The sequence below is a fragment of the Vibrio sp. V42_P2S4T144 genome (assembly GCF_009904715.1).
In the GTDB taxonomy this organism is placed as follows: Bacteria; Pseudomonadota; Gammaproteobacteria; order Enterobacterales; family Vibrionaceae; genus Vibrio; species Vibrio alginolyticus.
The window spans coordinates 1-10,463 of the sequence record NZ_WXWS01000028.1 but is presented as its reverse complement, the minus strand read 5'-3'; the positions used below and the strand labels follow the sequence as shown (position 1 = coordinate 10,463).

At 45.6% G+C, this 10,463-nt stretch carries 8 protein-coding genes; 4 read left to right on the top strand and 4 right to left on the bottom strand.

Annotation, left to right across the window (positions count from 1 at the left end):
* Positions 1 to 273: 273 nt before the first annotated feature.
* Positions 274 to 1,563, top strand: coding sequence for an NAD(P)/FAD-dependent oxidoreductase (locus tag CAG68_RS00875; RefSeq protein WP_005378463.1), 1,290 nt, complete (start codon positions 274 to 276; stop codon positions 1,561 to 1,563).
* A 76-nt stretch (positions 1,564 to 1,639) separates the two neighbouring features.
* Here CAG68_RS00875 and CAG68_RS00870 read toward each other — a convergent pair whose 3' ends face one another.
* The 4 genes from CAG68_RS00870 to CAG68_RS00855 all read right to left on the bottom strand — a co-directional run bounded on the left by CAG68_RS00870 (position 1,640) and on the right by CAG68_RS00855 (position 7,160).
* Complete coding sequence (locus tag CAG68_RS00870) at positions 1,640 to 2,188, bottom strand: GNAT family N-acetyltransferase (RefSeq protein ID WP_025766936.1); 549 nt, start codon at positions 2,186 to 2,188, stop codon at positions 1,640 to 1,642.
* Positions 2,189 to 2,348: 160 nt separating this feature from the next.
* On the bottom strand, positions 2,349 to 3,116 hold the full coding sequence (locus tag CAG68_RS00865; protein WP_021707672.1) for a peptidoglycan binding protein CsiV: 768 nt from the start codon (positions 3,114 to 3,116) through the stop codon (positions 2,349 to 2,351).
* A gap of 7 nt (positions 3,117 to 3,123) precedes the next feature.
* The gene (mfd, locus tag CAG68_RS00860; RefSeq protein WP_086046602.1) at positions 3,124 to 6,585 is read right to left on the bottom strand and encodes a transcription-repair coupling factor; all 3,462 of its coding nucleotides are present in this window, start codon (positions 6,583 to 6,585) and stop codon (positions 3,124 to 3,126) included.
* 5 nt (positions 6,586 to 6,590) lie between these two features.
* Positions 6,591 to 7,160, bottom strand: coding sequence for a hypothetical protein (locus CAG68_RS00855; protein ID WP_025766933.1), 570 nt, complete (start codon positions 7,158 to 7,160; stop codon positions 6,591 to 6,593).
* A gap of 249 nt (positions 7,161 to 7,409) precedes the next feature.
* On the opposite strand from CAG68_RS00855, the gene lolC reads away from it, so the two are divergent.
* From lolC to lolE, 3 genes are all read left to right on the top strand, one after another.
* Positions 7,410 to 8,618, top strand: coding sequence for a lipoprotein-releasing ABC transporter permease subunit LolC (lolC, locus tag CAG68_RS00850; RefSeq protein WP_054729261.1), 1,209 nt, complete (start codon positions 7,410 to 7,412; stop codon positions 8,616 to 8,618).
* A complete protein-coding gene (lolD, locus tag CAG68_RS00845; RefSeq protein WP_005378457.1) occupies positions 8,611 to 9,318 on the top strand; it encodes a lipoprotein-releasing ABC transporter ATP-binding protein LolD in 708 nt (235 codons plus the stop codon). The genes lolC and lolD overlap by 8 nt, the downstream gene beginning before the upstream one ends.
* A gap of 2 nt (positions 9,319 to 9,320) precedes the next feature.
* On the top strand, positions 9,321 to 10,463 hold a 1,143-nt coding region (lolE, locus tag CAG68_RS00840; RefSeq protein ID WP_161440682.1), incomplete at its 3' end, for a lipoprotein-releasing ABC transporter permease subunit LolE.

Below are 10,463 nucleotides of genomic sequence, written 5' to 3'. Positions count from 1 at the left end.
GACTAAAATAATTTGATAAATATCAAAAAAAATTGAGAGCGAGTAATAAACTTGCCCAAAAAATTCTGGCGTCGTATGCGTGCCAGATAAACATGCCAAACCCTGACAAGTCATTGATAGATAAAGAATCAAAGTGGGTGGTAGTTTTTTAATCCAAGTAATTGAGACACCTCTAAGAACCAAGAATTCATCGGTTGGATGGATGCCACAAATGTTTGTGAGTCATGCATCGAGCTGAACCCCATATATTCATTTTTGTAGAGGAAAATCATTGTGACACGCATTATCGTTGTAGGCGGCGGTGCAGGTGGTCTTGAGTTGGCAACTAAGCTTGGTCGAACTCTAGGTCGCAAAAACCGTGCGCAAATTACGCTAGTCGATCGAAAAGCGAGCCACTTGTGGAAGCCATTATTGCATGAGGTTGCTACAGGTTCTTTGGACGAAGGAGTAGATGCACTGAGCTATCGAGCTCATGCAAAAAACCACAGCTTCGACTTCCAAATGGGTAGTCTTCAAGACATCGACCGTGAACGTAAAGTGATCATCTTAAGTGAGCTTAAAGACGAACACGGTGAACTTCTTATGCCAAGCCGTGAGCTAGAATACGACATTCTAGTGATGGCAATTGGCTCGACATCAAACGACTTCAACACGCCTGGCGTTCGTGAAAACTGTATTTTCCTAGACAGCCCTGAGCAAGCACACCGTTTCCGTACAGAAATGAACAACGAGTTCCTAAAGCTGCACGCGAAAAACGGTAACGGTACGGTCGATATTGCTATTGTTGGTGCTGGTGCAACTGGCGTTGAACTATCAGCTGAGTTACATAATGCTGTTAAAGAGCTGCGCACTTATGGCTTCGGTGATCTTGATTCTAGCAAGTTGAACGTCAATCTGATTGAAGCAGGTGAGCGTATTTTACCAGCGTTACCTCCACGTATTTCTTCTGCTGCTCATCAAGAGTTGGTGAAGTTGGGCGTAAACGTGCGCACCGCCACTATGGTGACTAAAGCTGAAAAAGATGGCCTTACTACAAAAGATGGTGAGAAGATCCCAGCTCAAATCATGGTTTGGGCTGCGGGTATCAAAGCTCCAGACTTTATTAAAGATATCGCTGGCTTAGAAACGAACCGTATCAATCAGCTTGTAGTGAAAAACACACTACAGACAACACGAGATGATGACATCTTTGTTATTGGTGACTTAGCACAATGCACCCAGTCTGACGGTTCGTTCGTGCCGCCACGCGCTCAAGCTGCACACCAAATGGCAAGCCAGGCATTTAGTAACATCGTCGCGAAGATCAACGGGCGCGAGTTGAAAGACTACGTATATAAAGATCACGGTTCATTAGTGTCTCTAAGTCGCTTCTCAACCGTTGGTAGTCTGATGGGGAACCTAACTAAAGGGTCGATGATGGTAGAAGGCCGTATTGCTCGTGTCGTTTACATCTCATTGTATCGCATGCACCTAATGGCGTTGCACGGTGTATTCAAAACCGGTCTGATGATGCTCGTCGGCCGCATTAATCGCGTGCTGCGTCCAAACCTTAAGCTGCACTAAGGTTTTAAATCCACTCTGTGTGGATGTGTTGTATCTTAAAAAATGCAGAAGCCACCGCAAGTCGGTGGCTTTTTGTTTATGTTAGATCTGTCGGTAAAAGTGAGTACACAACGCCATCTTTAGGCTTACCATGAAAAATAAACCGGTTTCTGGCGATGGCTTCTTTTTGTGCACCGACGGACTCAATTAAGGCTTGGCTAGCTTCGTTGTCGGGGTCACAAACAATCTCTAGTCGAGTTAAACTTAGCTTTGCGAAGCAGAATTCTGCTAAGGCTTTAACGGCTTCTTGGGCATAGCCTTGCCGTTGATAGCGGTCGGCAACCCAGTAACCAATACTCGCCATATTAAACGTATGATATAACTCATTAACCGCTGCCATTCCAACCAAAGTGTTACTTTGCCGCTCATAGATACCGAAACCAAAAGCCTCAGTTTTGACCCAGTTAAGACGGGTTGCCAACAGAAAGTCCTGCGCGGTTTTCAATGTGACGTTTTTATCACACCAGTCAAGCCATTGGTGCAGCGAAGGGGATTCTGCAAGTAATCGTTGTAGTGAATGTGCTTCTTCAGCAGGGATGAGCTTGAGCGCTAAGCGGGGCGCAATGATTTCAAAGTCTGGACTCATGAACTAATACGACTTCCATGTTGAGTGTAAGTAAATTGAAAGCTGTCTATTTATACTTGAACGCAGCTATTTTCCTCGCTCTGCGTTGGTTAGGAATAACTGAGGTATAGCAGATAAAAACAAAGCGCAGCTTTGCTGCGCTTTGTCGAACTGCTCGTGCTTATCGAACCCGACGAACTTGAATGATCATACCCATCAACGGGTTATCTAGGTAATGAGTCTCGCTGCTACGCATACGACGTTTTTGATCCATTCGATAACTCTTCAGGAATTTCTCTTCGGTTACTGTCGGCGATATTTCTGCCAAGTTACCGACTTGGACGTTACCATCTACTTCACCTAAGTCATCCGCCAATTGCTCTGTTGAGGTTGGTTCAAAACGCACCTCTCTAACACTTGGTTCGCGCAGATCTAGTGTTGTTTCGGCGAAGAGGTAATGCTGTACGTATATTTGGAATCGACCATCTAGTTCATATAAAGGGCCATTGACCGTCTCTTCACTGTAACCGTCGCTGGAAAATGTTTGATTGCCATTGATTGGGCGGCCATCTGCTTGATAAGAATCAGAGAAATCTCGCCCGCCAACGATGCGGAAAATTGGGGCGCTAGATTTACCTCGGTCACCTTGACGCCAGGCTACGTGTTTAAGCACTTTAAAGCCGGCATGATTATTTAGTGCCGCTTCTTGCGCGTTGAGACGGAAAGAAGAACTTGGCAAAAGTGTCACGCCTTTAGAGCGGCGGTAGGATTCACTCTCTAGGCTACCGACATTTTCCATATCGATTTTTGGCAGTTGATTCGGCCAAGATTCTGTTGTGCTTTCAGCGTCGACTGCTCGCTTGAAAATGATCACTTCAATATCAAATTGGCGCTGTGCCCAAGAGGGCATTGAGACACATAGAAGCAATAACGGGATCAGTATTCTCATTCGACTATTAGCTCGTTGGTAATAAATTCTGTTTAAAATCATTCAGTAAGTCTTGAACAAACTGAATGCGTTTACGTCGGTCCACCAATGGTACGCTAAACTTGAACTTAGTTGGACCTTCCATTGCAAATTTTTGCGGCTGTGATTGCAGCAGTTTAACTAAATACGCTGGATTTATGTCAGCATCAGGGTAAAACTCGATAAATCCACCTTTATCATGGGCTTCTATCTTTTTCGCTTTTAAACTACCAGCCGAAATTTTCAATTCTGAGACGGCAAGTAAGTTCTTTGTTGCGTCTGGAAGCAGACCAAAGCGATCAATCAGTTCCACTTTTAGCTCTGATAGTTCATCACTGCTTGTGACACTCGCAATGCGTTTGTACATCGACAGTCGTGTGTTTACATCCGGAATGTAATCATCTGGTAAGAGCGCTGGGATTCGCATTTCCACTTCAGTTTGCTCACGAAGCAGCTCATCCAAAGATGGCTCCTTGCCTTCTTTTAATGCTTGCACTGCTTGTTCCAGCATTTCCATATAAAGTGTAAAACCAACGGATTGAATTTGCCCACTTTGCTCATCACCAAGCAGCTCACCAGCACCACGGATTTCTAAATCGTGGGTTGCTAACGTAAAGCCAGCACCTAAGTCTTCCAGTGAAGCAATCGCATCAAGACGCTTGATGGCATCTTTGGTCATGGCTTTTGGATGTGGCGTTAATAAGTAAGCATAGGCCTGATGGTGCGAACGTCCAACACGGCCACGCAATTGATGCAACTGCGCCAAGCCAAGATTGTCCGCACGATCCATGATTATGGTATTTGCCGTTGGTACGTCGATACCGGTTTCGATGATGGTTGTACACACCAACACATTAAAGCGCTGATGGTAGAAGTCATTCATGATTCGCTCAAGTTCGCGCTCGCGCATTTGACCATGAGCCACGGTAATGCGTGCCTCTGGGATGAGTTTCTGTAAGTCTTCTGCCGTTTTTTCAATGGTTTCAACCTGATTGTGCAGGAAGTAAACCTGACCACCACGCATAATTTCACGCAGTACCGCTTCACGGACCACTGGCTCTTCTTTTTGTCGAACAAAGGTTTTAATGGCTAAACGGCGTGCAGGAGGTGTCGCGATGATCGACAGGTCTCGCATGCCACTCATTGCCATATTCAGTGTGCGTGGAATTGGTGTTGCGGTGAGGGTAAGAATGTCCACATCCGCACGCATTGCTTTGACTTTTTCTTTTTGACGAACCCCGAAGCGGTGTTCCTCATCAACGATCAACAAACCTAAATCTTTGAATTTAATGTCGCTCGAAAGCAGCTTATGCGTACCAACGACAATATCGACTTTACCATCGGCAACGTCTTGCAGAATGACTTTTTGTTCTTTGGCAGATTTAAAACGAGACAGTACTTCAACTCGGATTGGTAAGTTGGCAAAACGGTCACGGAAGTTTTCGAAATGCTGCTGAGCAAGCAAGGTTGTTGGTACGAGTACGGCGACCTGTTTACTGTTATCCGTTGCGACAAATGCTGCGCGCATAGCGACTTCCGTTTTACCAAAGCCCACGTCACCACACACTAAGCGATCCATCGCTTTTGCCTGACACATGTCTGACAATACGGCATTGATGGCCATCGCTTGGTCATCTGTTTCTTCAAACGGGAATGTTGCTTTAAATGTTGCGTATTGCCCACGATCTAGCTCAAATTTGAAGCCAGGTTTTAATTCTCGTTTAGCATACACATCCAGCAATTCTGCTGCGACATCACGCACTTTTTCTGCCGCTTTACGACGTGCTTTTGCCCACGCTTCACCACCTAATTTATGCAGTGGCGCACTCTCTTCAGCGCCGCCAGAATAACGGCTGATAAGATTCAGTGATGAAACTGGCACGTAGAGCTTGGCATCGTTTTGATACTCAAGGGTGACGTATTCCGTTTTCATGCCACCGGCTTCAAGTGTTTGTAAACCGATGTAGCGACCAATACCGTGATCAATATGAACCACAGGTTGACCGGGTTTTAACTCCGCAAGGTGGCGAATAACGGTGTCACTGTTGACGGCTTTTTTATCTTTTCGGCGTCGCTGGATAACACGGTCACCGAGTAAATCACTTTCACAGATCAGAGCGAAGTTCAGCTCTTCGTGAATGAAACCATGCTCTGCTGCGCCTAAGACCAAGCTGAATCGATCACCCGAGTCTAGAGCTTGGTAAAGTGAGCCATGTACGACTGGACGAACTTTGATGCCTTGCAACAGCTCCGTTAGTGCTTCACGACGACCTTCTGACTCTACCGAGAAAACGATTTTGCCGCTGAATTGCTCACTAAACTGACGAAGGCGCGAGAGCGGCTCTTTATTTTGTTGTTGAACGCCAAGCTCGGCTAACGATTGTACTGGTAGGTTTTGACGACCGGCACGCTTAACCACTTTATCTAGGCTCAATTGAGCGATAGGGAGCTGTTTTAGTTGACTGAAAAGTTCGTCTTTTTTCAACCAAAGCTGTTCAGGAGTCAAAAGAGGACGCAGCGGATCAACTTTTTTCTGGTCGTATCGATATTCGACATCGGTTAAGAAAGTATCGACCGCAGATTCGATATCACCATATGTGATGACTTGAGAGTCTTCTGGCAAATATTCAAATAAAGTCTCGGTATGGTCAAAAAACAGCGGCTGCCAATACTCAATACCAGCGGGCCACGTGCCTTTGGTCACTTGCATGTAGATTGATTCAGGCTCGCGGCGTGCGTCGAACTGGGTGCGCCAACGTGTACGGAAATCTTCAATCGCTTCTTTAGTGGTTGGGAACTCATGTGCAGGCAGCAATTGGATTTGCTGAATATCGTCGATAGAGCGTTGGTTCTCTGGATCAAACGTGCGAATGGTATCTATTTCATCATCAAAGAAGTCGATGCGGTACGGGTCATTGCTGCCCATAGGAAAGAGATCAAGAATAGACCCACGACTTGCATATTCACCTGGCCCAAATACTTGATCTACATGGCGGTAGCCTGAATTTTCAAGTTGTACACGTAACTTCTCTAACGAGAGTAGATCACCAGTTTTTACCATTAAAGTGTGTTGCAACAGAAAATCACGTGGCGATTGGCGTTGCAATACTGTACTGACCGGGACGATGGTTATGCCATCACGTTGACTTGGCAGTTGGTATAGGCGTGCGATACGTTCAGAGATGATTTCTTGATGCGGAGAAAAGTTATCGTAAGGCAGCGTTTCCCAGTCGGGGAACAGGCTTACCGTTTGGTCGGTGAATTGCTCAATCTCTGCCTGAAGCTTTAAAGCAATTTGCGGGTCAGGCACAACGAGTAGCGAGTGACTCGAATGCTGCTTGGCTAGCTCTGCAATGGCTAGAGGTAGAGCTGCGCCCGGCAAATTACCTAGCTGTTTTTTGTCGCCACGCTCTGAAGGGTTGGTGACGGAAAGAATCGTTGCTTTTGTCATAGGAATTATTTTTTATCTCGCTCCATCGAGCGCTGACGTAAAAGTTTTTGTTGTTGATACAGTGCCGCCTTTATCAGTAAATCTTGATCAGATTCTCGGAGCATCTTGTATCTAAGCGTGATAATGAAATCTTGCTCTGAAGCATCACATTCTTCTACTTGAGCGTAACAGTAAATCGCCGCAGCAGGGTGATCGAGGAACAGTTTAACACGAACGAGTTGTTGAGTAGTTAACGCTGTATCTGAGCGGAAACTGAGTTGACTAGCACCAAACTGCGTCGTTTGATAGCGAATGGAGGCGTCATCTTGTTGTGAAAGCATAAAGCTCAACAAGAGGTTAAGTTTCGCGTTTTGCGTATCAAGCAAGTTGATCACATGCTTTAACTCTTTGTTTTTCAGCTCTAGACGCGCGTTGTCTGCCAACATATCTAAGTGACTAAATTCACTGGCGACAATAAATGGTGCTGGAATTTCGGAGACAAACGTTTCTTCATCTGGCAAAGCAAAGTCCTCACTTAACGTTTCGACGTTGATGGTGAGGTTATGATGGACGGTAAAGTATTCTTGCTCTGTCATATAGTCGATCCTTTTGCCAGTGAGCGCTCCCTGTTCACTCAACAAACAAAGAGAAATAGGGCACTGATTATCGCTAACTGAATGAAGTTATCAAGTTTAGCCGATTTGTCCTTGAACTTTTTGCCCTAAATACAGACTTATTGCATGTCGTTGACAAATTTAGCGATTCTCTTGTCTTCTTAATGAGAAGAGTAAGGTAAGATAATCCGCTAAAGCTTTATATCAAAACAACCAGTTGGTTTGTCTTATATGTATCATCCTATCTCATTGTTTATTGGCTTAAGGTATCTTCGGGGACGCTCTGGAGATAGGTTCAGCCGATTTGTTTCTTATATGTCGACGGCGGGTATTACGATCGGTGTAATGGCGTTGGTGACGGTTCTTTCTGTGATGAACGGGTTTGAATCGCAGTTAAAAGAACGCATTTTAGGTGTGCTACCTCATGCCGTGGTTTCGCAACACGATGGAAAAACGCCTATGACCGAGTCTGCTCCTCCATTTGTTCAAGCGATGTCGAGTGAATCCCAGCCGGAGCCTATCGTTAGAGGAGAGGCTGTTATTCAGAGTTCTGCACAGCTGACGGCTGGTTACCTCATCGGTATTGAACCTAAGAAAGGCGATCCGATTAGCAACCATTTGATTGCCGGACGATTATCGTCACTTCAAGCAGGTGACTACAATGTACTTTTGGGTCACAGTTTGGCACGTTCACTAAAGGTCTCAATCGGGGATAAAGTACGCTTGATGGTGACCAACGCGACGCAGTTTACCCCACTTGGTCGTATTCCTAGCCAGCGAAACTTCACTGTCTCAGGCATTTTCAATACGGGATCGGACGTTGATGGTCAATTAATGATTGTGAACATGACGGATGCATCTAAGCTGATGCGTTTCCCTAAAGACACGGTTTCTGGTTGGCGTGTCTTTTTCTCTGACCCATTTATGGTGACGGATTTTGCTGACCAACCCATGCCTGATGGATGGGAATGGAGTGATTGGCGCGAACAGCGTGGTGAGCTTTTCCAAGCGGTGAAAATGGAAAAGAACATGATGGGACTTATGCTAGGTCTAATTGTGGGTGTCGCTGCATTCAATATTATCTCCGCTTTGATCATGGTGGTAATGGAGAAACAATCAGAAGTCGCAATATTGAAAACTCAAGGCATGACTCAATCTCAAGTGATGACCATTTTCATGGTGCAAGGTGCAAGCAGTGGTGTAATTGGCGCGATTGTTGGTGGCGCTGCGGGCGTGATCTTGTCACTTAATCTAAATGCGATTCTTGAATCTGCTGGTGTGGCGCTATTCAGCTTTGGTGGTCATCTACCCATCTTGATTGATTCAATGCAAATTCTTTTAGTGGTGGTGTTGGCGATTGCTCTTAGCCTTGCTGCTACGCTTTATCCTTCTTATCGAGCATCTTCTGTTAAACCTGCTGAGGCACTTCGCTATGAATAAGCTATTAGAATGTCGTGATATTCGTAAAGTCTACCGAGAGGGTTCGTTAGATACGGAAGTGTTGAAAGGCGTAAGTTTCGATATCGACAAAGGGGAGTTGGTTTCTATTGTTGGCTCTTCTGGTTCGGGAAAAAGTACCTTATTGCATATTTTAGGTGCGTTAGATGACGCAACTCATGGTGAAGTTGATTTTCTAGGGCAAAACCTATCAGCTTTGAGCTCGAACAAACAGGCGGCATTACGCAACAAGCACCTTGGTTTTGTATACCAGTTTCATCACTTATTGGCTGACTTTACTGCGCTTGAAAATGTGGCGATGCCACTGATGATTGGCGGTGCTAAAGTAGCGGATGCAAAACAGGCGGCTAAAGCGCTGTTAGATAAAGTTGGTTTGAGTCATCGGATGCAACATAGACCCTCCGAGTTATCGGGCGGTGAGCGTCAGCGTGTTGCGATTGCGCGTGCATTGGTGAATAAACCTGATCTGGTCTTGGCTGATGAACCTACGGGGAACTTAGATCACAATACGGCACTGTCTATCTATGATTTGATGCGCGAGCTCAATAAAGAGTCAAACATTGCATTTTTGGTTGTCACGCATGACAAAGAGCTGGCAGCAAAAATGGATCGTCAAATGCACATGCAAGATGGTTTGCTCGTAGATCGTTTTGTGACTGATACAGCATCTGCGGAGGGCTAGTTTTGTTTACCTCTTTAGCTTTGATGATTGGTGGTCGCTTCAGTCGAGCGAAAAAGCGCAACAAGATGGTGTCTTTCATATCGCTTTCTTCGACCATTGGTATAGCGGTTGGCGTTGCTGTGATCATTATCGGTTTGTCTGCAATGAATGGCTTTGAGCGCGAGCTGCAATCGCGTGTGTTGTCTGTGATCCCACACGGCGAGTTAGAAGGTGTTAATGGACCACTTCATGACTACACCAAAACGATGAATCAAGCTCTAAAACATGAACATGTTGTCGCGGCAGCACCGTACGTTCGTTTTACGGGTTTGGCAGAAAAAGGCAGTAAGCTAAAAGCGATAGAAGTTCGTGGCGTAGAGCCTACTTTCGAGCAAGCGGTGTCGAGCTTGTCGAATTTTATTGACCAAGAAGCTTGGCAAAACTTTTATGCCGGTCAGCAGCAAGTGATCTTAGGCCGAGGTGTAGCAAACGAGCTAAATGTCGCCGTGGGGGATTACGTTACGTTAATGATTCCGCAAACAGGCGGCGCAAATAAAGTGCAGGCTCCTAAGCGTGTGCGCGTGAAGGTGTCAGGGTTCTTAACGTTGAATGGCCAAATCGACCACTCTCTAGCGTTAGTACCATTAGCTGATGCGCAGCAATACGCGAGGTTAGGGGGAGGGGTCACAGGCATTTCACTAAAAACTGACGATGTTCTCAATGCGCCTTCTATTGTTCGCGAGGTTGGTAGCATGGTTGATGTTTACGTGTATTTGAAAAGCTGGCAGCAAAAGTTTGGTTTTTTGTATCGCGATATTCAGCTCGTGCGCACCATTATGTACTTGGTGATGGTACTGGTGATTGGCGTGGCATGTTTTAATATTGTGTCTACGTTGATGATGGCAGTGAAAGACCGAGCGGCGGAAATTGCAATTTTGCGAACAATGGGAGCAAAAGATAGCCTAATCAAACGGATCTTTGTTTGGCAAGGTGTATTCTCTGGTGTATTTGGTAGTCTCGTCGGCAGTGTTATCGGTGTCTTAGTGGCGTTAAACCTGACTCCGTTAATTAAAGGGTTAGAGAGCTTAATTGGTCATCAGTTTTTATCGGGTGATATTTACTTCGTCGACTTCTTACCATCACAACTACACTGGCCAGATGTGGCA

What these genes read in the sequence shown, in the direction of transcription:
- CAG68_RS00870 (WP_025766936.1), bottom strand. Translation starts at nt 2,188, where the DNA reads ATGAGTCCAGACTTTGAAATCATTGCGCCCCGCTTAGCGCTCAAGCTC.
- CAG68_RS00865 (WP_021707672.1), bottom strand. Translation starts at nt 3,116, where the DNA reads ATGAGAATACTGATCCCGTTATTGCTTCTATGTGTCTCAATGCCCTCT.
- mfd (WP_086046602.1), bottom strand. Translation starts at nt 6,585, where the DNA reads ATGACAAAAGCAACGATTCTTTCCGTCACCAACCCTTCAGAGCGTGGC.
- CAG68_RS00855 (WP_025766933.1), bottom strand. Translation starts at nt 7,160, where the DNA reads ATGACAGAGCAAGAATACTTTACCGTCCATCATAACCTCACCATCAAC.
- lolC (WP_054729261.1), top strand. Translation starts at nt 7,410, where the DNA reads ATGTATCATCCTATCTCATTGTTTATTGGCTTAAGGTATCTTCGGGGA.
- lolD (WP_005378457.1), top strand. Translation starts at nt 8,611, where the DNA reads ATGAATAAGCTATTAGAATGTCGTGATATTCGTAAAGTCTACCGAGAG.